Origin of the sequence: Alteromonas sp. 14N.309.X.WAT.G.H12 (genome assembly GCF_036697315.1) — a bacterium.
GTDB lineage: Bacteria > Pseudomonadota > Gammaproteobacteria > Enterobacterales > Alteromonadaceae > Alteromonas.
In genome coordinates this window covers 1-21,941 of sequence record NZ_JBAHZB010000023.1, presented here as the reverse complement: position 1 = coordinate 21,941, position 21,941 = coordinate 1, and the positions used below count along the sequence as shown (strand labels likewise).

Below are 21,941 nucleotides of genomic sequence, written 5' to 3'. Positions count from 1 at the left end.
AATCCAATACAGTTAATAAGTTGGTTAAAAAACGGTCGGCGATTCTACCACCATATATAAACAATGTCCTTTAATAGTATGTAAACAGATTCCGCGCGCTTTCTTAGCCAACGCTAAAGTTCGTTTGCATTTACTCTCGTAGCTATGCAAACTGTTGGCTTTTAAACAGTATAAACGGGAGCTCTTTTGACCGCATATCTTTTGGCGGCTGTCGCCCTCATCATCGCCTTCGCTGTAAACTGGCTGATACCACGACCATTTTGGCGTGCCACCCTGTTATCATCGGTACTGATTGTAGGCGCCACCACATTGGGTCTATTATATTTACCCCTAGGTGCAGATGTGGAAGTTGAGCAAGTACGCAGCTGGGTATGGTCCATTCTCCCCTTGCTGGGGTTCTTCGGCATACTCATCTCTGTCTTTGTTAGTTGGTTTTTACATGTTGTTCGCCGTCGCGGATAACCCCGCGAAGGCGTGATGATTCAGCAGAAAATCCCCTATGCAAAAAAGTACGGAATGTCCTGCACACAGCATCTAATAGGTTTTGTAGGGCAGAAACTTCCCTGACATCACCACCTTCACTCTGTCGCCTTTAGGATCGGGTTCCCGAGTTAAATCCATGGAAAAATCGATAGCACTCATGATGCCATCACCAAATTCTTCATGGATCAGCTCTTTTAACGTGGTGCCATAAACATTCACTAATTCATACCAACGGTAAATGAGTGGATCGGTGGGCACCGCCGTGGGCAAAGATCCTTTGTAGGGCGCGATTTGTAGCCACGCAACGGCTTCATCGGATAAGTCAAATAGTCTTCCGACGACCTCGGCCTGTTCCTTTGTCATGGCCATTTGCCCTAAACAGGCCGCCGTACTCCATTCTTTAGATTGCCCCATCGCATCTGCAACCTCTGCCCATTTAATCTGTTTCGTTACTTTTGCACTCACTATCATCGCTGTCACATGTTGTCGGTCAGTGATCATAAGATCCTCCATTAATAAAAATTATAAAAAGCGCTCGGCAAGTAGCCAAAGGGTGACAACCAAAAGCACCCCAGTTGTTGTTTGCCAAAAGGCAACCGGATTACGTTCCAGCAACGGTGGACGATGACGGGAAACGTAGGCGGGATTAGGGTGTCTGAGGTCATAAATAAACTCAGATAAGGTGGAATAACGTTTCGCTGGATTTGGGTGAAGGGCTTTTTTTAAGGTAGCATCAAGCCAGAAAGGAATGCTTCTATTTGGATCAAGTACACTGTGATAGGACAATTTATGCTGTGCAGCCACACTGGTACATTTTGCAACGTCGGTACCATAGGGGTAGCGGCCACTAAATAAATAGTAAGTCAGCACGGCTAAAGAAAACAGATCGGAGGATTCACTCCCCGCCTGCCCTAAAAAATACTCAGGCGCAGCGTACAAGGCCGTACCCGGTACCCCTTCCTCCCCCATGTCCATTTCGTTGATTCCGCCCACAGATGCGGCGCCCATATCAATCAAAATAGGATTACCGTCGGTATTTATCATAATATTTTCAGGCCGGATATCCTGGTGCAAAACGTCTTTTCGATGTAATGCCATTAGCCCTCTTGCGATCTGCTCAATCAGCCGACGACAGGCTTCAAGATCACGGTTTGGATTATCCGCTATCCATTGGGTCAGTGTGATTCCTGGCACATAGTTGCAAAGGGTATAGAAGGCGCTGCGCTGTCCCATAGGTTCGGGCGCTTTCACCACATACTCACTATGAATACGACGCATGATCCATTCTTCCAGACAGCACTTTTCCAAATGCTGACTTTGATGGGCCATTTCTATAGACGGTGCTTTTAAAACAACCTGTTGTTCTGTGGGAATATGTTGCGCTAAATATACATGGCTTCGGGCACTGTTATAAAGGCACCGTAAGATCCTAAAATCATCAATTTTATCACCGGCTTCCATAACCCTGGGAATAGGTAAATCTTCCGCCGTAATCACATCACTCGCGCTAGGCACGCTATCTACCCATACCACTTGCGCGGTAAGGTTATCATCACTGCCTTTACGAAATGCCGTTTCCACCAAGGATTTTGCCGACGTTTCGCCACTGTCATCTTGGCGTTTTACCAGCGTACAAAGGGTCTCGTCATCAAGGTATTCGTACACCCCATCGGTGAGCAAGACAAAACAATCACCGGGCAAAATGCTTATGCACCCCGAATCAATACGCAATGTATCTGACATCCCCAATGCATTTGCAAGATAGTGTTGCTGGCCACCTGCATAATGACGATGATCCCGGGTAAGTAATTCAACCTCACCATTGCGCACACGGTAGATACGGGCATCACCCACATGAAACCAATAGGCTTTTTGATGCTTAACGATCATGGCACTAAAAGTACACACATAACCTTTATCTTGATCTAAGGCATAGGGACTTTGTTTTGTCTGTGCACATAACCAGCGGTTAATGGCTTGAATAACCTGCTCTGCCCCACGGGCAACGGAAAACGTATCCGACGTACAGTAATAGTCATCAAGAAATTGTTTTACGGCAACTTGGCTGGCAATGTGGCTGACTTGGCTACTACTGATCCCATCGGCAATCACCACCGCCGCGCCCTTATATTCCAGTAACTCCTTGTCGGGCAACCTGGCGCCGTAGCTATCCTGATTTTGCGATTTTTCTCCAGCACTGGAATATTGACTCAATGCGAGTTTTAACATAAATAGCCCGCCTCAGGATCCTACTTTGTGCAACGATAAAAGCCGTATCTCTACGGCTTTTATTGTCAAACTTCGATTACACGGCGGCGGGTTTGGTGTCCGCATCGGCGGTTACCGGTGCAGATTGGGCCGCTAATTTGCGCTTAGGGGCAGTACGGTAATGGGTACTGTATAGGGTGAATCCGGTAAAGGCTAAGCCACCTACCAAGTTACCTAGAGCCGTGGGAATTTCGTTCCACAACAGGTAATCCATCACAGAAAAGTCACCGCCCATAATCAAACCAAAGGGGAACAAAAACATATTGACCACTGAATGTTCAAATCCCATGAAGAAGAACAACATAATTGGCATCCACATGGCGAGAATTTTTCCGCTTACATGGGTGGAAATCATGGCACCAACAACGCCCATGGAAACCATCCAGTTACACAACATGCCGCGGACAAAAATGGTCAACCAACCATCGGTGCCGTATTGGGCATACCCTAAGGTTCGCGCTTCACCAATACCGGCCACTTTGGTTGCAATGGCTCCACCATCGGTGTTGTAACCGTAGGTAAAAATAAAGGACATCATAAATGCCACCGTGAGTGCCCCGGCAAAATTACCACAGAACACCAGTCCCCAGTTTCGTAAGATCTGCGGCCAGGTAACCCCCGGTCGTTTAGCAAGCCAGGCTAGCGGGCATAGAACAAACACCCCAGTCAATAAATCGAACCCCATGAGGTAAAGCATACAAAAGCCCACGGGGAACAAGACGGCACCGAGCAGGAAAACACCTGTCTGCACGGCGATTGTGATAGAAAATACAGCGGCAAGTGCCAATATTGCACCCGCCATATAGGCGCGAACCAGCGTATCACGAGTGGACATATAAATTTTGGATTCACCCGCATCCACCATTTTGGTCACAAATTCATTAGGTAGTAAGTAAGCCATTGTGTATACCTTTGTGTTGAATGTTTGTTGGAACAACGTGTTTAAATCATCACGACAACAAAATGCGGGCACAAAAAAACGCCCAAACCAGCATCTGTCGATGTGGTATTGGACGTCTTTATCCAAATTTACATTAAGTTGTAATTGATAACGCGATTTACTTTTCTGACAGCAAGGAAAAGGCCAAAATGTAAAATTATTTTAAATTCATACAGATAGAATTAAACGCCGAGATAAAATGCGAAAAAAAACAACAAAACGCACTTTTATCGTGCAGATTTGCACCAAATGCAGACAAAGCCATCGTTTTTTCCCGCGACTTGCGTCAAATCCCGCCGAACTGCCCTTAAATCGCCGCAAATATCACCATTTGCATTGAGTTCGTTGTGGAACAACACTTGCTTTCTTCTCCTTATCCTTTTTGTATGACCACTAAGGTCGACGTGATTCACTTAGATAGTGGCGTTCAGGGCGGTTTAACAGGGCTTCTCTTTTCTACAAACATGACCGATAGCATTCAACCGTTAATCAGGCATCAATTCACCACAACCCAGGAGATGCGATAATTATGGCTACCTACAGCGAAGCGACTAAACGCTTTCTCCTTGCAGCAAAACACGCGGAAATACAGGCGTTAAATCAGCTCGCATCGAATTGCCGCTTGGTGACTAGCGTGGCCGAAATGATTCATCAGCTACAAAAGGAACGGGGCGCGAGTAATATTTTTCTGGCCTCAGAAGGCATACGCTTTAGCCAGCACCGGGCACGACAAGTGGAACAAAGCCAGTTGGCAGAAAGCCAATTACGCAGTCAGTTAAAATCCTTGTATTTAGGTGGCGATGAAAATGCAGCCAATATGCGCTTGTTATCCAGCATTACGATGGCATTACAAGGGCTCGATAACCTGCCGATGCTTAGAGATCAGATCAGTCATCGAACATTAACGGCGCTAGATTCTACCCAGGCGTTTTGTCGGTTAGTTAACGGCTTACTCACTGTTATTTTCGAAGCCGCCGACGTGGCCAGTGATCCAGCCATTACCCGCCTTTTGGTCGCTCTGTTTAATTTTCTACAAGGTAAAGAATTTGCTGGGCAAGAGCGGGCTTGGGGAGCCATTGGCTTTGCGGAGACCCATTTTGATATCTCCATGTGCAAACAGTTAAAAAGTTTACAACAGGATCAAGACCATAGCTTCGATATTTTCAAGGTCTTTGCCTGTAAGCGTATTAATGAACAATGGCAGGTTCTCCTTGCCAGCGAGATGCATCAGGATGTATTGCGTCTACGAAGCATGATCCAGCAACTGGCCGATGGCAGCCCCATTGATGGGCAGATCAGTGAAGTCTGGTACGATGTAACCACCAAACGCATTGATGCCATGAAAGGTATAGAGGAAATGCTTACCGATGCTCTGGTAGAAATGGCCACAAAACGGGTAGCCGATGCCGATGCTGAGTTGAAAAACCACCGCAAGCGCCTGCAAAGCTTAGAGCAACAATCCGTGCAAAATGGTACTCCCCTTACCATGCTATTTGACCCACAAATCCCCGGTTTGCGCGGCTCGGAATCATTGACAAAAAAGACAATATCCGAAGCTGAAAACCTGTCAGCCCATCGGTCTTTTTACGATTTATTATGTGAACAATCTGAACATATCAAAAACATGTCAGCGGAACTGGATGAAGCCAGACAGGCCATTATCGATCAGAAAAACATTGACCGCGCCAAGCTATTGTTAATGCAACAATGGCAACTGACAGAAGATAAAGCTTATCGCCGGCTACAAAAATCGGCTATGGATCAAAACTGTCGGCTTGCCGAGGTCGCAGCTAAAGTGGTAAAAGCCGCCACTAAGGTAGCGGTAAACTAACCTTGCTGACGGGTTTTAAATAACGCACAACAAATAAAGAACCAGGTTGCTCCTGCAACCCATCCGGCAATGATATCCGTGGGCCAGTGCACAGCCAAAAATACCCGGCTAATACCCACGAAAAGGACAATCAAGGTCGCCGCCAGGGCCAAGATCCCTGTCACGCCTTTATTGTGAGAGACACAAGAAACCACATAAACGAGGGCGAGATACGCTAAGGCCGACACCATGGCATGTCCTGAAGGAAAACTGCTGGTGTACACCTTGGTTTCATGGGCCAGCAAGTCTGGACGAGGTCGTTGAAAGCCGTATTTGAGGGCAAAACTCATGAGTATACCGCCCCCAATACTCAGCACTATAAACGTCGCTAAAGATGAATACCCCAGGTTACGCAAAATAAGGCCGCTCACGACCCCAATAAAGATGATCCACCAGTTGCTCCCCAAGGTGGTGATATCCCGAAAATGTACCGCCAGCCATTGAGGATAAGTCGATTCACTGCCTTGTCGAAACAGCCCCAAGCCCCAGGTATCAAACCCTGTGGTCATCGCATTATTGACCATTAGGGTGATCACAATAAATACCGCTATCCCCATAGCGGCGAACAAACAGATTTGCTTAACAGAAAAACGGGGGTGCACGGTATTCCCAACGAAAAGAACTTTATTTTTATTCGTTTAACAGCCCAATTTGGATCCCAACTACTTACATTTACGCGCTGACACATTCACGATGGGGTTCGCTAATACCTTGTTATTTTTGATATACTGAACTCACTTCGTCTTTGCCAAGCAAGTTCATGCTGTCATTTATTTCCAGTACCCTCGTTCCTGTGCTCATTTTACTGCTTATGGGGTGGTTCTTTTTTCGTATCCGGTGGATAGACGATGCCTTTGTGGCCACAGGCTCAAAGCTTGTTTTTAATGTTGCACTGCCGGCACTGCTATTTCTCTCTATTAGTCAGGCCGATTTTGCTCACGCGGCCAATATCAAGTTGATCATGATTGGTCTGGTGGGTTCTGCCATCAGTTGTGTATTATTGCTCGTGGTAGCCCGCTTTACCGTCACTCCCTACACCGCCAGAGGTGTGGTGGTTCAGGGAGGATTTCGCGCCAATATGGGGATTATCGGGCTTGCTTATTGCGCCAATACCTATGGCCAGGAAGGATTAGCCGCCGCTTCGGTGTATATGGGCGCCGTCACTATCTTGTTTAACGTGATGTCAGTTTACGTTTTAAATATTTATCAGCACGGTAAACGCTCCATCATGCAGCAACTAAGTGGTATCGCTAAAAATCCACTGATCATCGCCATTGTTATCGCCTTACCATTTTCGTATTTTCAGTGGACGCTCCCCGAGGTTGCCCTTAAAACCGGTGAGTACTTTGCCCAGCTAACCCTTCCTTTGGCACTGATTTGCACCGGAGCATCCTTGCAATTTCGTTCTTTCTCATCGGATTGGTATAATATCGCACTTAGTACAGTAAGTAAGTGCATACTATACCCATTATTTCTTGTGTCTGTTGCCTATCTTCTGGGCTTTCGGGGAATGCATCTGGGGATCATCTTGCTACTTGCTATTTCACCAACGGCGGCAGCCAGTTATGTCATGGTTAGAAACATCGGCGGCGACCACCGACTGGCCGCCAGTATTATTGCCGTGACCACCTTGGCATCCTTACCTATTACCGCCATCGCCTTTACCAGTCTTATGGCCTTAGGCCTGGTTTAACTAATTTTGGTGATAAAGCGGAAAGCGAAAAGACACCTGCAATCCACCGGTCTGGGCGCGGGAAAATAACAACTCGCCGTCATTAAGACGCACAGATTCAGCGGCAATGGCAAGTCCTAAGCCTAATCCACCGGTTTCACTATGGCGGGCATCATCGGTGCGATAAAAGGCACCGGTCAGCTTATCGAGTTCATCAGCACCAACGCCGGGCCCATCATCGGAAACCACAATACTCACCGTATTATCGTCACAGAAGGTGTCTAAAGAGACGGTGCCGCGGGCATATTTAAAGGCATTTCTTACCACGTTTTCAATGGCCATAACAAAAGGCTCTTCATACACCTGCAATCGGGCTTCACATAATTGATGCTGCCATTGCATACCCAATTCTTGCGCTTCAAAGGCCGCATCTTCACACAGCTCTGACAGCAAAGCAGAAAGAGTGAGCACTTGCTTACCATCTTGAATCGCTCTTGCTTCTAAAGTAGTCAATTCTGACAAACGCTGAATGTGTAAATTCAGCAATTCACTCTCTTTTTCGGCCCTTTCTAGTAAACTGTTGAGATCAGTATCGTGGTTCTTCTTCCGTAGCAAAGCCAAGGTCATTTGTAGGCGTGTTAACGGGGTGCGCAGTTCATGAGAAATGTCGGCACTTTGGCGTTTTTGGTTTTTTATTAACGCCTCAATGCGTGAAGCCATATCATTAAACTGGCAGAAGAGTTTTACAAACTGTCCGTCGGTTTTATTGATTTCTTCTTCTTTCACTCTGTGAGCCAGTCGACCGTGTCCCACTTCATTAAACGCCTTGCCCAAACGATTTAATGGACGGGCGATGTAGCGCACTAACAGCCAGCTCATCAGCGTGGTGACAAACAAAAAAATCACCAACATGCTCCATAAAGGAAAATCTCTGAAAATATCGTTAAATTTAGGCCGTTCAGGACGCCATAAAATTAAGCGCCAGTCAGGATTACTGCTTAATGCCACAGGCCCAATTAAACGGGTCCAGGCCACATTGATCTGCTGCGGTTTGGTTTGGTGAATAAATTGCCAAATCACATTACCATTTAACTGCTCACGCAAATTATTTCGAATAGGTACGCTGGAAGCCACCAGGTTTAAATCTGTATCAACAATCATTAATTGATAAGGCATTTTGTAATTAAAGCCATTTAAGCGACGTGGTACCCGCTCTAAACGACCTTCAAGGTAAAGATCCACCCGCTGTGCAGCTTTATCCATCAACGCCACTTCCCGACTGTCCAGCGCATTGTCGCCAATTTTGCTGATAATACTGGCTGGGATAAAAATAGATAACAGGCAAACCAATAGAGTAAGCCAAAACCACCCCAACACTTTGAGGTTAAAGCTGCCCATGGAGCCTAACCTACCCTTCAACCAGGCCATAACCTCTTCCCCGCTGGCTTTTTACTTCACAGGCAGACTGCGCCGCCTGCAACTTTTTGCGTAAATTACTAATGTGAGTATCGATACTGCGATCAAACGCTTGCAACCTGCGTCCAAAACAGTGTTCTGATAATTCCGCTTTACTTATTAGCTCGCCCGGCGAGCTGCATAAATGTTTGAGTAGCGCATATTCGCTGCCGGTAAGTTCCAGATTTTGATCCTTGCACATCACCGACATTTTGGCTGTATCAATGGTGAGATCGCCAAACCGGAGGGGCGCTTTTGATGGACGCTCAGGCTCTGTTGTCTCCCGGGTGCGACGGGTAATGGCGCGGATCCGTGCTAACAGCTCTCTGTCATTAAAAGGTTTTGCCAGATAATCATCGGCCCCTAGCTCCAAACCAAGAACTTTATCCACATCATCGCCCCGAGCAGTGAGCATTAGTACCGGCAGTTCACTGTGTTGACGCAATTGCTTTAATACATCCAAGCCATTTAATTTAGGCAACATAATATCCAGCAGCACCAATTCTATGCCCGAGGTATTCAATGCCGTATTTAGCCCCGCTTCACCATCGGCACAATGTACAACCTCATATCCCGATAAAGATAAGAATTCAGTGAGCAGCTCTGCTAACGACTGATCGTCTTCAATCAATAAGATAGACATAATAAAACACGCCTCCAATAGCGTTACTCAAGGAAAATAATGCCTGACTTTTCATAGGTTCACACCTTATTTGCACTTCTTAACGTTACTTTGCATTCAATGGGGTAATCTTTAAATCGTCCTCAACGAGAGGCTTCACCCAGTAACAGGAGTACGACATGAAACGTTCAATGAAACAACTTAGCCTGGCAACATTTGCGTTACTTTTTATCGGTGCAGGTGCAAGCGGTGTTGCCCTGGCAGATAGCGGTAAAGATGCCAAACAGGCGCCCCTAATGCCACCTCAGTTGCACAGAGTCATGAAAGACATTTCGCTTTCTGATGCGCAAAAAGCCAAGCTGGCGGATATACGGGAAAAACAAAAAGCCCTGAAAAACGAATTCTGGTCAGTCTTCACTGAAGAGCAGAAGATAGCCATGCTCGAAGCCATGTCTAAACCTCAACGTGGCAAATTTAAAGGCGGTAAACCTGGCGACCGTGACGATCACCCAAGACGTGGCGATCGCGATAACGATGACGACGACATGCCTGCACCCCGTTAAGATCCTTACTACCCCAACCTCTTTAACCGCACATTCATTGTGCGGTTTTTTTGCTTTGTGACTCACCCTATCGATAGACATTGACGCACCCGCGGGCGCAACCGCGCCTATTATCCGTTGTTTTTACCAAGACAATTAGGAGAAGCATTCACACTGCCTCCTCGCGCTTCCCATTCATCAGGGGTAAAGGTATGCAGCGCTAGGGCATGCACAGATCCCTGTAATGCCTCGGCTAACAGGCCATTTACCCGTTGGTGCCGCGCTACCCGGCGCACATCGTTAAAGGCGTCGGTCACCACCGTCACATTAAAATGGCTTTGTGCTCCTGGGGGAACATTGTGCATATGGCTTTCATCCAGCACAGATAAATAAACGGGTGCAAGTTCATCGGTTAACTGTTGTTCAATAAATGCTTTCACATCTTGCATAATTACTCCGGTATCGCAGGATAAACATAGCGAAAAGTAAGGTTAATTCTCCCACCGAGGGCTTGGGTCGTCTTGTTGATGCCATGCAGATAATACCGCTGGGTATCACCTTGCATCAACAGCAGGGCACCGTGTTCCAGATTAATTCGATGGGTACGTTTGGTTTCTTTATGCTTAAAGATAAAGGGTCTACTTTCGCCAAGGGTTAACGAGGCGATAACGGGCTGTGCCCCCAATTGTGGCTCATCATCGGCGTGCATCCCCATACTGTCTTGGCCGTGACGATACCAGTTTGCCAAAACACTGTTAAACGGTTTTTTGGCTATTTGTTCACACCCCTTGCGTAGTCTATCCAAGGCAGGTGTCCACGGATGAGGCGCCATGGTTAAGCCAGAATAAGTATAGAGCGTGGTAGCATCGCCATACCAGGCTTGCAAACGTGGAATTTTAACCGGCTTACCGAATAGTTTAATGGTATCCTGTTGCCAATTTAACGATGATGCAAAGTGATGGAAATAATCACTGGCAGTGCGCTTGTCCAGCCAGTTGTCAATATACACCACGTCCGCCCCCGGCAAATTCAGCCTACGCGGAATGGGCCCACGCGTATTATCATCATCAAACAAAGAAAATTGCATATACCTAGAGCCAGAATTAATCATCATGAGCGACAATACACGTTTCGCCTGTAACGGCAAACACTTCACGCTAATTCGCCATCCGGCAAAACATCAGCATGTCAGTTTACAAGCCTGGGATAGCGCAGACGAATTAATCATTGATCATATTCATACTGCGTTGAACGGATCTGTGGGTGAATGCATTATATTCAATGACGATTTTGGAACCCTGGGCTGTTACTTTGCCGCCCAAACTCCCTGCTGGGTATCCGATTCGTGGATCGCCCATCGTTCCCTTGCCGACAATTTAGCCGGTAATGATATTCCCATGCAGTTAGCGGCCGATGAACGGGTGGCATCGCCGGTCAAAGCCATTGACTGCTTAGCCCCCTTGCCAGCTTCTCCTGATACGGTGATCATTAAAATCCCTCGTACTCTGGCCCTGTTAGAGCATCAACTCATTGCCCTGCAAAAGGTGATCACGCCACACACAACCGTGATCGCAGGGGCGAAGGTCAAAACCATTACCCGTTCCGTGTTAGCGTTATTTGAACGCTACATAGGTAGCACTAACACTTCATTAGCGAAGAAAAAATCACGCTTGATATTTACCACCGTGAGTGAAGAGAACATCGCCCAGACTGCCACATCCCCCTATCCGACAACGTGGCAAACCGAAGCACAAAACGGACAGCCGTTAACCATCACCAACCATGCCAATGTGTTTTCCAGACAATCACTGGATATTGGTGCTCGATTCTTACTGGCCCATATGTCGGTGACAAACAACGAACGCATCATCGATTTAGGTTGTGGCAATGGTGTATTAGGATTAAACGCATTAGCCCTTGCCCCGCAAGCGAAGGTCACCTTTGTGGATGAATCCTTTATGGCATTGGCTTCGGCGAAGGCGAACGTGGCAGCCAACTTCCCCGACGCCTTGGGCCAATGTGAATTTATTCCGTCAAACTGTCTGGATGGGTTAAAGCAAAAACAGGTTAGCAATTTCAGTAAAGTTTTTTGTAATCCGCCCTTTCATCAGCAAAATGCCATTACCGATCATATTGCTTGGCAAATGTTTACCGATGCCCGCACCGTTCTCGCTCGGGGCGGACAATTGGTTGTGGTAGGGAATCGCCATCTCGATTACCATGTGAAGTTAAAACGTATCTTTGGTGGTGTCACCCAATTGGCGAGCCATCAGAAATTTGTCATTCTATGTTCAGCGAAACGCTAAGGGAGATTGTTATGCTTCGTTCGTTATTTCTGGCTTTGCTGCTGGTAACCACCGCCACTGTAGCTAAAACCAAAAATGATGGCTCTCAAATCCAGCCTGATAACTACTATCCTCGGGTAAAAATGGAAACCACCATGGGTGATTTTGTGGTGGAACTTTATCGTCGCAAAGCCCCCATTACCGTGAATAATTTTCTCCGTTATGTCGCAGATAAAAGCTACGATGGTACGATTTTTCACCGCGTTGTTCCCGGATTTGTGGTTCAAGGCGGCGGCTATACCGTGGATTACGATGAAAGACCCACCTATGAGCCTATTTATAATGAATCCGGAAACGGCTTAAAAAACAGTCTGTATACCATTGCCATGGCCCGGGAGAATGATCCTCACTCTGCCACTCGCCAGTTTTTCTTCAACATGAATGACAATACCAATTTAGATCCCGGCAGAAATTGGGGTTACACCGTATTCGGTATGATTGTAGAAGGTGAAGATGTGGTGGAAAGCATGACCACCGTGCAGCGGGAATACCAGATTGCCTTAGGCGAACCTAACGCCCCGTTAGACCCCATCGTACTGAAAAAAGTCACCGTACTTCCACCCCTGTAGTTAACTTATCAACACCCCGGAAGTTTTAGGTTAAATTGAGCCAATAAAAACGCTGGGGTGTGACTAAGGGCAAAAAAAGCGTTCCCCTTTTTGTAAAGCCAAGACGCGTAAGCAACGTTTGTGATGGGGTGTTCTCACTGTGGGTCATTGCGGTAAGATAGGGCAATGAAAGGGTATCTCGTGCAAAGGTGATGACACCCCGTCCGGCCTCCAAACCAATTCCTTGGCCCCGCGCCTCAGGCAGTAAAGCAAAGCCTAAATCCGGTGATGAAAAAATCCCTCGGTTAATCAACCCACACAAACCTAACGGCCGTTTGTCCAGCTTATTTTCAATAACAAATAAGCCGTAACCGTTGGTAGCAAAATGGGTATGAGCATTGTCGATATAGGTGTTGGCGTCTTTTAGGGTATGCACCCCGCGATTACCAATATATCGCAGCCAGAGGGGATCGTGATTAAGTGCAAAAATCCAATTACGATCATCCACATGAGGCATTCGCAATACCAGTCTGGGGGTATTCAGCGACGGCATTGTTTTGCTCGATTGTTTCGACACAGAGTCATCAACATAACAGGTAACATGCCACCCAGTGTATAAAAAAACTCCCATTATGGCGAACCAAAATGGGAGTTAGTATAGCCAATCGCTACTTACGCTTCACCCGTTATCGGGATATTAGCTCACACACCAACGTAAGCAGCAGCCAGGGACTTAAAACACGGCGCGAACACCTATTGAGAAGTTACGGCCCGGTAAGGGCGCATAATCTTTCAAAAAGGACGTATGGACTCGCGCTTCTTCATCGGTAATATTGTCAGCTTGCGCAAACAATACCCAGTCAACACCTTGGGCAGCAATATCATATTCAACGCTTGCATTGAGCATGGTATAGCCGTCGGTGGCGGTTTCATAGGAAGCAACCTTGTCTTGGTCGTCGTACCATTCTACGCCCACCTCACCCGATAATGACTGGCCTTGATAGCGTAAGGTAGAACCAAGGCGCAAAGGTGGAATACGGGGCAAGTCTTCGGTAGCCAGTTTGGCGCGGATATAGTCACCGTATACCGTTAGCTTCCACGAATCATCGAGGCTAATAAAGGCTTCCGCTTCCATACCGTAAAGGTCGGCATCAGCCTGTTGGAAGTGGTACACCGGTGTGCCTTCTTCCTCTTCTTCCTCTTCGCCTTCTTCGTGATCATGCTCTTCTGTAATTGCCAGTAAGCCGGTAGCACTTTCATAAATATAGTCATCGGTCTGGGTATAGAAGAATGACACCGTATAACCCCAATCGCCGCCAAATTTACGTAATGTAAGATCAAGGTTGGTACTGACTTCTTTTTCTACATCCTGTAGCGTATCGAGCAACTCACCGTCGTCGTCAAGCTCAAACACCAGACCTAATTCGTACGTCCGCGTGGCAATGTGCTGACCACCAGAAAATAACTCTTGTTGGCTCGGCGCCCGTTCGTTATGAGACAAGGTTAATGCCGCAGAATAGCCGGGGGTATATTCCCAGTTTGCGCCGGCAGAAAGCGATACACTGGTGAAATCGTAAGTAGGAAAATCAAACGTTAGAATTTCTTCTTCATGCTCTTCTTCTTCATGATCTTCGTCTTCATCCGCATGCTCTGCATGAAACTCAATTTCAGTGTCATCGGCATCGTAACGGGTTTGCTCTACCCGCGCCCCTAACTCAAATAACACCTCGCCCACGGTTTTCTGTTCAATTAGAAATCCGGCAAAGGTATCTGTGGTGGTGGGGGGTGAAAAGGCTTCTTCACCGATGGCTTCATAATCGCCGTTGGTATACTGAAGGCCAAATACGCCATGCCATCCATTTATACCGTTATGGGTGGCGGACAATTTTAAATTTGTGCTGTCGTTGTTAAATTCAGTGCCTACGACACCGTCTTCAATTTCAACATGGGTGTAGTCTGTGTAAGCGGCCATAAAGCGCACATTATCAATGCCATCAACCGGTGAAGACCATTCCCCAGCCATTTGATAGCGGGTCATATCCACATCGATTTTTGTGCCTTCCTCGTGCTCTTCTTCCTCTTCCTCTTCTTCCTCATGTTCGTGCTCATGAGAATGACCCGGAACGCCGTACAGGTTATCCAGTCTTTCTACGGAAAAACCAATATAACCTTCGTCCTGAATATAGCTCACACCGGCAGTAAAATCGGTAGTATCCATATCACTGCTGGCAATTTCCCCTTTCACTTCATCGTCATCCGGTTCGACCGAGGCATATCCAGGCACTTCTACGTTGTCGGTTTTGCGTTTAAAACCATCGAAATGAAAGGCAAAATCCTCCACGCCGGTGGTCACGTCCACCTTACCGAATTTGCCGTTATCCACGGTGGAGTAACGCACTTCCGCTTCGCCTTCTGTGCCATAAGGCATTTCCTTAGGGATACGCTTATCAACAACGTTCACCACGCCGCCGATGGCACCAGAGCCGTACTGCAAGGTTGCAGGGCCACGTAATATTTCCACCTGGGTAGCGCTGGAGGTGCTCGCTGCCACGTTATGATCGGGCCCAATACGTGATGCATCCCCCACATCCAAACCATTTTGCACAATTTTCACTCTGGGGCCGCTGGCACCACGAATAATCGGGCTACTTGAGACCGGTCCGTAATAACTAGAATGAACACCGGGGCTGGTTTTAAGGGTTTCACCCAAAGTCGGCTGTTGCTTGCGACGCAATTGCTCAGCGCTGATAACCGATACAGGGGTAACGCTTTCTAATACCGAGTTCTGCAATGCCGACGCTGTTACTGTGATATTTTCAATTGAGGCTGGCAATAGAACAAAGTCAAGTTGCTGATCGGTACTTATGTTACCGAGATCTTTGTCACCATGAAGATACTTAGTGGTGGCAACATGCACATGTACATTTTCTTCAGGGATATTCTCTAAAGCGTAGTTCCCCTGTTCATCGGTAACAACGATAAGGCGCGAACCTTCCACGGAAACCTTAGCGCCAACAATGGGCGAGCCAGATTCATCGGTAACCTTACCACTAATGGTCGTGGCAATAGCGGGCAGACTGCACGTGGCCATCATAGCCAAGGCAAGAGAAGTCGGTTTAAACATGTTTTTTATTCTCGTTACAACAAAATGCGTGTGAGTGATGTTATAACATTTTTAAACGAATCGACTTTTTCGTCAATGCTTTTAATCATTCTTAATGAATGATTTATCAATAGTATAAAATTTTACGGCTAGCATGAGGCAATAAAAAGCATAATAAACAAGAGAGTAGAATTAAAGTGACGGGTTTATCGGCAGCACAATATTATGCCACCTAGTGGAAAAGGTTGGGAGGGAAGTACGTTACGCCCGTGATACAGGAAAGGCCAGCACTTCCTCAATATGAGATGCATTAATTTGCAGCATGAGCAAGCGATCTACGCCCATGGCAACCCCTGCACAAGCAGGTAGCCCCGCCTCCAGTGCACTGAGAAAATGCTCATCCATAGGCATAGGCGGTAATCCTTGGGCTTGGCGCAGTTGGTTATCTCGCATAAAACGGATGCGTTGTTCGTGAGCATCCCGCAGTTCATTGAACCCGTTCGCCAACTCGATACCTTTGTAATACACCTCAAAACGATCCGCCGTTCTTGGATCTTCCCGATTAACTTGGGCTAGGGCGGCTTGGGATACCGGAAAACCGTACACGAAACAGGGTTTGTCCTGCCCTATCTTAGGTTCGATATATAGGCTAAACAGCAATTGCAACAAGGTATCGATATCATCGGGCATGGCCGAAGCCATGTCTAAACCCAACGCCTCTGCCCGCTGCTGGAGCTGGCTAAGGGTAACGGTTAGGGGATCCATGTCCAGCTCACGGATAAATACGGCCTGATAACTGATTTTTTCAGCGCTTTTTGTCTGTAATACCCGCTGGAGTAAGTGATCAACGTCCACCATTAACTGATGATGATCAAAACCCGGTCGATACCATTCTAACAGGGTAAATTCCGGGTTGTGGTAACGTCCTGCGCCTTCGTGACGAAAAGCTTTACAGAGCTGATAGATCGCACCGCTTCCCGCGCACAACAACCTTTTCATGGCATATTCAGGGGATGTTTGTAGGTACAAGGTTTCCTGATTACCCTGCTCACTGAAGTGAAAGGCGGTGGAAAAGGCATCAATATGCACATCCGTTACCGTACCGTGAGACAACAAGGGGGTTTCAACTTCCAGCACCCCTTCTTCGGCAAAAAAACAGCGAATAAGGTGCAACAATTCAGCCCGTTGTTTTAGGGCTTTCACGGATGCAGAAGGCATCCCAAAATCCATGGGGGTAGTCATACTAATGTAGCGCGGAGCAAAGATGCTCCGCTGCCAATAAACTACTTTTGAACCCGAGAGACGTATTCACCGTTACGGGTATCCACACGAATAACCTCACCGGTCTGAACAAACAAAGGAACGCGCACAACTGCGCCAGTAGAAAGGGTGGCGGGTTTGCCGCCTGTGCCTGCGGTATCCCCTTTTAATCCAGGATCGGTTTCGACGATTTCTAATTCAACAAAATTAGGCGGCGTAACAGTAATAGGAGAACCATTCCACAAAGTAATGGTGCAAACGTCATTTTCTACCAGCCATTTGACATTCTCGCCAACGGCTTTTTCATCGGCAGCGATTTGTTCGAATGTATCGTTATTCATAAAGTGGTAGAATTCGCCGTCGGTGTACAGGTAGGCCAGTTCCGTATCTAATACGTCAGCGCCTTCTACTGATTCACCAGAACGGAAGGTTTTCTCAAGAACCTTCCCTGAAATAAGCTTACGAATTTTAACTCGGTTAAACGCCTGGCCTTTACCCGGTTTAACATATTCGTTTTCCAGAATGTTACAAGGCTCGCCATCAAGCATGATTTTGAGGCCGCCTTTAAATTCATTAGTGCTGTAAGAAGCCATATATCCTCTGCCAATACATAAAGGTGTAAATACGAAGTGGCGCAAATAATACCTAAAAATCCGCTGTCTGTAGAGACTAACTGGCAAAAAGAATTAGCAAGTGCGTTTACCACGCCTGAAGAATTACTCCAATTTCTTAATCTCAATAGCGAAAATGTGCAGCATCACAGTGCTGCCAGGCAGCTATTTCCCATGCGTGTACCGCGGTTTTTTGCGTCATTAATGGAAAAGGGAAACTGGCATGATCCCCTTTTGCGTCAGGTCCTTCCATTAGCCGATGAATTCAATGTGTCTCCCGGCTACAGCACGGATCCCTTACAGGAACACAACACCGCCGGACGGGGGCTGTTACACAAATACCAAAGCCGTGTGTTATTTATTGTGCGCGGTGGCTGTGCGGTTAACTGTCGCTATTGTTTTCGTCGCCACTTTCCCTATCAAGCGCATTCGGTGAGGAAGCATGAATGGGAAGACGCACTGGACTATGTCAGCGCTGATAGCGCCATTAACGAAGTGATCTTTTCCGGCGGCGATCCGCTTATGGCAAAAGACAGCCATCTGGCCTGGCTCGCTGAAAAGGTAGCAGCAATTCCTCATATCAAACGGTTGCGTATTCACACTCGTTTGCCGGTGGTCATGCCTTCTCGGCTGGACAAGGAATTTGAACAATGGCTTACGGCATTACCTATTCAAACGATTCTGGTATTACATGCCAATCATGCCAATGAATTTAGTGACGAATTAAAAACCCGCCTTCTTTTACTTCGTCAACAGGGTGTTACCTTGTTGAATCAAGCGGTGTTATTGAAAGGTGTGAATGACTCAGTGACGGCCTTATGTGAGTTGCAAGAAGCATCCTTTGACGCTGGCGTATTACCCTACTATTTATATTTACTGGATAAAGTACAAGGCGCAGCCCATTTTGATGTCAGTGACGAACAGGCGCGAACACTGATGGCAGGCATGATACAGCGTCTTCCCGGTTTTCTTGTTCCCAAACTCACCAGAGAGATTGGAGGACAACCCGGGAAGACCCCTGTAGACTTACGGCTTCATCCTTAACTTATGCGAACGTGTCCACATTTGCGCCAACCGCAGGGTTGGCCGATGAAGATTTTGGTACGTCAGCGGCTGTTTCCAGCAGCTGAAGCGTCGCTTGTCCCTCTTGTTGCTGCTGACTTTTAGCCATTTTGAGAGAAGCCAGTTCAAGCGATGCACCGGACGTTCCAGAGGCATTTGCACCTTGTAGATCCATACCAGTTTCCTTTGTTGCTTGTAGCAAAGTAAAAAAGTAGGCAAAATTGCCCGCTTTCGTAGGGCTATCGGCCATATGTTTATTAACTTTAGCAGAGATTTGGAGCACCATGCAGGCAATCAACGCACAACTTCAAGACACCATACAAACCTTGTACCGAAAAGCCATTGATGCAGATGCAACACTCGATGCGTTGCAACAGGCCCAAAAAGGGAAATTTAAGGCGGTATTTGCAGATGACAGCGGTTTTGAAACCAAAGCCAAACGCTTTTCGCCTTATGTGGAAGAAATTGCCCGTGATTGGCAGGAACTTAAAACCCAGTCCGAGGAAGATTTTAAAGCCGGCTTACCCCAATTGGTTAAAAAGATCGAACTCGCCTTAAAAACCATCACCCAGTTTAAGGCGGTTAGCAAAGATTAAGGGCTTCACTGATACAGGGGGATCTGTCTGAGTCGCTGACGAATACGCTCCACTTCCTGTAAATAAGCAGGGCTGTCTACCTTTTCATACTTATCGATAAACGCTTGTTTTGATAGGCCCTCTACTAACCCATCAATAGCAGGCATGATGGTATTTTCGTCTTGAATTACGCTCAAGGTTTGCTGAAAAGCCCGGGCAGTTTCTGGTGTGGTGGCTACCCGAGCAAACTCTACCCCTGCCATATCGGCAGTAAGGTCTACAAAGGAATAGCCACTTCCGCCCATGGCCCGGTCCATCAATTCTTTAAATTCGCCAATGGCGAGGGTGACGCCCTGCTCACTGAGCACTTTTAACGCCGCCGAGATCAAAAAGTGGCGAGCTAAATCGTTACGTCCCCGTAATTGAGGCAATGAAGCTGGGCGCAAGGCCTTGTCAGCATCCGGTTGCACATCACCGACAAAGTTCGCCACACGGTGATGGCCGATAAAAATGGCCAACGCCAAAATAGCGGCTCGATTATGGGTCACAGCGGTTTCTTGGGTACTTTTTTGCTGAGCCCGCTTCATGGTTAAACGTACAAATTCAATCATTGGCTGAGGGGTGTCAGCCAACGTAATATCTTGCCAAGAAATATAGCGCAAATAGTAAGCGGTAAGATCCCGTAATTCATCGTCTTGGTCGACGGTTAAACCATTTTTAACTTCATTTAGCTGACGTAAAAAACCGTCCAAAGGACGCAAGGTGACCGACACACTCTGGTTGTCCATGCTGACGTTCTCTACTTGAGTACGTGCCTGAGTAGCAATATCACTGTTAGTCCACCGATTCACTAGCCATTCCACCAGCGATACTGCAAGTTCACCGGGTACATATAAGTCGCCAATTTTCAGTTTATCCAGCACAAACCGGTCGGCGGGAACAATGGTTGAATCGATATTGATATAACCTTTAAAGCTGGCAAAAGGGATGGCCAGGCTGGCTTTCACCTGAGTGCCGCTAGGCGCCACCTTCACATAACCGCGAAATTCCGATTTCGCCCGTTGTAAGAACCCCACAATAGAATCGATTTGCTGGGTAGAGACAGTGATAACATGACCTTGATGACGATCCTCGATACTGGTTGTTACCTGTTCGAGTAAATCATGAACGGTATCTGCGTCAGCCACTTGTTCGGCAGCCTTGACCTGTACCAACGGCTCGGCCTCAATCACGAGTGCGATGATCCCCACTACGACGATTGTTAGCAGAACAAAAACTAATAAAAACCCACGAATTATGCGCAACCCACACCGCCTTTTATTTTCAACGCTGCTATTTTTCGTTAATTAATGTGCAATTTCAATCTTAAATTCTCTGTTTAACGAATGATTAGAAGGCTTTGACCCACCAATGTTGTAAGGAATGATATCGTTCAGTGGCATCTGAAAAGTCATGCTCCTGTGAATACACGGTAGGGATCACCACGGTGGGAAGCCCAGCTCGCAACGCCGCACGCATGCCATGTTCAGTATCTTCAACGGCGACGCATTCGCTGGCAGTACGATTTAACCGTTTCATCGCCAATTGATAGCAGTCTGGGGCAGGCTTGCTATTTGCCACATCTTCCACCGTCACCGTTGTACTAAACATATGCTTTACACCGTATGTGGATAGCGTACGCTCTACAGACAAACGACTTCCAGCCGTGACAATGGCTAATTGATATCCGGCATCGTAGGTTTTTTTAATCATCGACAGGGCATAGGGCATCAGTGGAAATGCCTGCTTTGCCAAATACTCCCGAGTTTTTTGGTGTTTTTGCTCTGCCAATGCCGCCGGATCAATGGTCATGGAAAACGCATTTACCGCATCCACCGCGTTTTGCGCTACCGGTATGCCCGCCATCACTTGTGTATAAAAACTGTCGGTTAACACGACGCCATAACTGGCGAGCAAATCCTGCCAAATAGTAAAATGGGCTTGTTCTGAATCAATGAGCGTACCATCATGATCAAATAGAATAGCTCGGGTTGTCTTTGAAATGGCATGTTTTTCTTGCATGTTAGTTACTCTGTTTTTGTGAAGTTTTACGTTTTGCTCGTATCATCAGTAGCTTACCTATTATCCACTCATCGCAAAGCTATTGAAATAAAATAATTTTTACCGCAAATTTGTTACTATCGTCATGGATAGTCTGATTCTTTTCATCAGAGGTACATATGGACGTGATAACGCTAAAACTTTGTACGTTTGCACTTTGTTCTGTGCTCACTATTTCATGGATAGGCGTGCAGCGTACCAATGTGAATGATGAACCCCTGCGCAACTGGACGTTAGTCAGTATCTGCTTTGTTTGCTATGCCGGTGTCGCTGTTGCCGGCGATGTGTATTTTTCCAATACCACCACGTTACTCCCCAGCCTTTTTCTCGTGGCAGCCCATGGATTTATCCTCAATGGTTTATCTGCCCATATTTATGCCAAAAAACGCTACCTTACTGGCATTGTTTGCGTAGGTTTGGTGGCTTTCGTCCACGTCCTGTTTCCCCGCAACGCCCCCCTTTCCCTGGCCTTCACATTAGGATCT

The 21,941-nt window shown here is 46.9% G+C and carries 24 protein-coding genes; 9 read left to right on the top strand and 15 right to left on the bottom strand.

Going from position 1 to position 21,941, the window contains the following annotated elements; genetic code table 11:
* Positions 1 to 186: 186 nt before the first annotated feature.
* Positions 187 to 462 carry a hypothetical protein gene (locus V5298_RS08905; RefSeq protein WP_332931110.1) on the top strand — a complete coding sequence of 92 codons (276 nt, stop codon included), beginning with the start codon at positions 187 to 189 and terminating at the stop codon, positions 460 to 462.
* A gap of 72 nt (positions 463 to 534) precedes the next feature.
* On the opposite strand, the gene cynS is transcribed toward V5298_RS08905, so the two are convergent.
* From cynS to V5298_RS08890, 3 genes are all read right to left on the bottom strand, one after another.
* Entirely contained in the window at positions 535 to 984 is a 450-nt protein-coding gene (gene cynS, locus V5298_RS08900; RefSeq protein ID WP_332931109.1) for a cyanase, read from the bottom strand.
* Positions 985 to 1,005: 21 nt separating this feature from the next.
* Positions 1,006 to 2,712, bottom strand: a complete 1,707-nt coding sequence (locus V5298_RS08895) for a bifunctional protein-serine/threonine kinase/phosphatase (protein ID WP_332931108.1) — start codon at positions 2,710 to 2,712, stop codon at positions 1,006 to 1,008.
* A gap of 76 nt (positions 2,713 to 2,788) precedes the next feature.
* A complete protein-coding gene (locus V5298_RS08890; RefSeq protein ID WP_332931107.1) occupies positions 2,789 to 3,652 on the bottom strand; it encodes a formate/nitrite transporter family protein in 864 nt (287 codons plus the stop codon).
* Positions 3,653 to 4,220: 568 nt separating this feature from the next.
* Between V5298_RS08890 and V5298_RS08885 the strand changes: the two genes are divergently transcribed.
* On the top strand, positions 4,221 to 5,522 hold the full coding sequence (locus V5298_RS08885; RefSeq protein WP_332931106.1) for a nitrate- and nitrite sensing domain-containing protein: 1,302 nt from the start codon (positions 4,221 to 4,223) through the stop codon (positions 5,520 to 5,522).
* Here the strand turns inward: V5298_RS08885 and V5298_RS08880 are convergent.
* Positions 5,519 to 6,163, bottom strand: coding sequence for a phosphatase PAP2 family protein (locus V5298_RS08880; RefSeq protein ID WP_332931105.1), 645 nt, complete (start codon positions 6,161 to 6,163; stop codon positions 5,519 to 5,521). The two genes, V5298_RS08885 and V5298_RS08880, sit on opposite strands and share 4 nt — an antisense overlap.
* 158 nt (positions 6,164 to 6,321) lie before the next feature.
* Here V5298_RS08880 and V5298_RS08875 point away from each other — a divergent pair, with 158 nt between their 5' ends.
* The gene (locus V5298_RS08875; protein ID WP_332931104.1) at positions 6,322 to 7,254 is read left to right on the top strand and encodes an AEC family transporter; all 933 of its coding nucleotides are present in this window, start codon (positions 6,322 to 6,324) and stop codon (positions 7,252 to 7,254) included.
* Here V5298_RS08875 and V5298_RS08870 read toward each other — a convergent pair whose 3' ends face one another.
* Positions 7,255 to 8,661 (bottom strand): ATP-binding protein, encoded by a 1,407-nt coding sequence (locus V5298_RS08870; RefSeq protein ID WP_332931103.1) that lies wholly within the window; start codon positions 8,659 to 8,661, stop codon positions 7,255 to 7,257.
* Entirely contained in the window at positions 8,642 to 9,334 is a 693-nt protein-coding gene (locus V5298_RS08865) for a response regulator transcription factor (protein WP_332931127.1), read from the bottom strand. The genes V5298_RS08870 and V5298_RS08865 overlap by 20 nt, the downstream gene beginning before the upstream one ends.
* Before the next feature lie 155 nt (positions 9,335 to 9,489).
* Between V5298_RS08865 and V5298_RS08860 the strand changes: the two genes are divergently transcribed.
* Entirely contained in the window at positions 9,490 to 9,873 is a 384-nt protein-coding gene (locus V5298_RS08860) for a hypothetical protein (RefSeq protein WP_332931102.1), read from the top strand.
* 110 nt (positions 9,874 to 9,983) lie between these two features.
* Here the strand turns inward: V5298_RS08860 and V5298_RS08855 are convergent, their stop codons facing one another.
* Complete coding sequence (locus V5298_RS08855; RefSeq protein ID WP_332931101.1) at positions 9,984 to 10,301, bottom strand: BolA family protein; 318 nt, start codon at positions 10,299 to 10,301, stop codon at positions 9,984 to 9,986.
* A 2-nt stretch (positions 10,302 to 10,303) separates the two neighbouring features.
* Positions 10,304 to 10,939, bottom strand: a complete 636-nt coding sequence (locus tag V5298_RS08850) for an alpha-ketoglutarate-dependent dioxygenase AlkB family protein (protein ID WP_332931100.1) — start codon at positions 10,937 to 10,939, stop codon at positions 10,304 to 10,306.
* Between the two features lie 25 nt (positions 10,940 to 10,964).
* Here V5298_RS08850 and V5298_RS08845 point away from each other — a divergent pair, with 25 nt between their 5' ends.
* Positions 10,965 to 12,158 carry a methyltransferase gene (locus V5298_RS08845; protein ID WP_332931099.1) on the top strand — a complete coding sequence of 398 codons (1,194 nt, stop codon included), beginning with the start codon at positions 10,965 to 10,967 and terminating at the stop codon, positions 12,156 to 12,158.
* A gap of 11 nt (positions 12,159 to 12,169) precedes the next feature.
* Entirely contained in the window at positions 12,170 to 12,766 is a 597-nt protein-coding gene (locus tag V5298_RS08840) for a peptidylprolyl isomerase (RefSeq protein WP_332931098.1), read from the top strand.
* Between the two features lie 25 nt (positions 12,767 to 12,791).
* Here V5298_RS08840 and V5298_RS08835 read toward each other — a convergent pair whose 3' ends face one another.
* The 4 genes from V5298_RS08835 to efp form a co-directional block, all read right to left on the bottom strand.
* Positions 12,792 to 13,376, bottom strand: coding sequence for a GNAT family N-acetyltransferase (locus V5298_RS08835; RefSeq protein ID WP_332931097.1), 585 nt, complete (start codon positions 13,374 to 13,376; stop codon positions 12,792 to 12,794).
* A 102-nt stretch (positions 13,377 to 13,478) separates the two neighbouring features.
* Complete coding sequence (locus V5298_RS08830) at positions 13,479 to 15,869, bottom strand: TonB-dependent receptor (RefSeq protein WP_332931096.1); 2,391 nt, start codon at positions 15,867 to 15,869, stop codon at positions 13,479 to 13,481.
* A gap of 240 nt (positions 15,870 to 16,109) precedes the next feature.
* On the bottom strand, positions 16,110 to 17,078 hold the full coding sequence (gene epmA / locus V5298_RS08825; RefSeq protein ID WP_416351163.1) for an elongation factor P--(R)-beta-lysine ligase: 969 nt from the start codon (positions 17,076 to 17,078) through the stop codon (positions 16,110 to 16,112).
* Between the two features lie 53 nt (positions 17,079 to 17,131).
* Positions 17,132 to 17,701 (bottom strand): elongation factor P, encoded by a 570-nt coding sequence (gene efp / locus V5298_RS08820; RefSeq protein ID WP_332931094.1) that lies wholly within the window; start codon positions 17,699 to 17,701, stop codon positions 17,132 to 17,134.
* A gap of 36 nt (positions 17,702 to 17,737) precedes the next feature.
* Here efp and epmB point away from each other — a divergent pair, with 36 nt between their 5' ends.
* Complete coding sequence (epmB, locus tag V5298_RS08815) at positions 17,738 to 18,763, top strand: EF-P beta-lysylation protein EpmB (RefSeq protein WP_332931093.1); 1,026 nt, start codon at positions 17,738 to 17,740, stop codon at positions 18,761 to 18,763.
* A 1-nt stretch (position 18,764) separates the two neighbouring features.
* Here epmB and V5298_RS08810 read toward each other — a convergent pair whose 3' ends face one another.
* Complete coding sequence (locus V5298_RS08810; protein ID WP_332931126.1) at positions 18,765 to 18,956, bottom strand: hypothetical protein; 192 nt, start codon at positions 18,954 to 18,956, stop codon at positions 18,765 to 18,767.
* A 109-nt stretch (positions 18,957 to 19,065) separates the two neighbouring features.
* Here V5298_RS08810 and V5298_RS08805 point away from each other — a divergent pair, with 109 nt between their 5' ends.
* On the top strand, positions 19,066 to 19,377 hold the full coding sequence (locus V5298_RS08805; protein ID WP_332931092.1) for a hypothetical protein: 312 nt from the start codon (positions 19,066 to 19,068) through the stop codon (positions 19,375 to 19,377).
* A gap of 5 nt (positions 19,378 to 19,382) precedes the next feature.
* On the opposite strand, the gene V5298_RS08800 is transcribed toward V5298_RS08805, so the two are convergent.
* The gene (locus V5298_RS08800; RefSeq protein WP_332931091.1) at positions 19,383 to 20,660 is read right to left on the bottom strand and encodes a hypothetical protein; all 1,278 of its coding nucleotides are present in this window, start codon (positions 20,658 to 20,660) and stop codon (positions 19,383 to 19,385) included.
* A gap of 85 nt (positions 20,661 to 20,745) precedes the next feature.
* Positions 20,746 to 21,417, bottom strand: a complete 672-nt coding sequence (locus V5298_RS08795; protein WP_332931090.1) for an HAD family phosphatase — start codon at positions 21,415 to 21,417, stop codon at positions 20,746 to 20,748.
* 158 nt (positions 21,418 to 21,575) lie between these two features.
* Between V5298_RS08795 and V5298_RS08790 the strand changes: the two genes are divergently transcribed.
* The coding region (locus V5298_RS08790; protein WP_332931089.1) for a hypothetical protein at positions 21,576 to 21,941 on the top strand (366 nt) is incomplete at its 3' end.